The sequence below is a fragment of the Cutibacterium namnetense genome (genome assembly GCF_001642025.1).
GTDB lineage: Bacteria > Actinomycetota > Actinomycetes > Propionibacteriales > Propionibacteriaceae > Cutibacterium > Cutibacterium namnetense.
Map to the genome: position 1 here is coordinate 1 of NZ_LWHO01000023.1, position 253 is coordinate 253.

At 48.2% G+C, this 253-nt stretch carries 1 protein-coding gene; it reads right to left on the reverse strand.

Going from position 1 to position 253, the window contains the following annotated elements:
- Positions 1-148 (reverse strand): histone-like nucleoid-structuring protein Lsr2 (locus tag A5483_RS10935; RefSeq protein WP_161485347.1); only part of this gene is annotated, 148 nt, incomplete at its 3' end.
- Positions 149-253: the final 105 nt, after the last annotated feature.

Genomic DNA, 253 nt, shown 5'->3' on the forward strand with positions numbered 1-253 from the left:
ACAAGGACAGATCATCGCGCAGTTTGGAGGCGTTCTCGACGGACAGGTCAATCACATAGTTGACGCCATCAAGAGCGAAATTGACAGATTCCTCAGCTGGGCTTCCGTCCACATCATCAACAAGATTAACACGCACACGCTGTGCCATGGCATTCCTTTCAGGCTTGCGCCGCAGATACAACTTCGGCTTTTGACAACAGTTTATGTTCATGTCCACAAAAATCACAAGGCAGCTTCAGTTTTTTGCTGACGA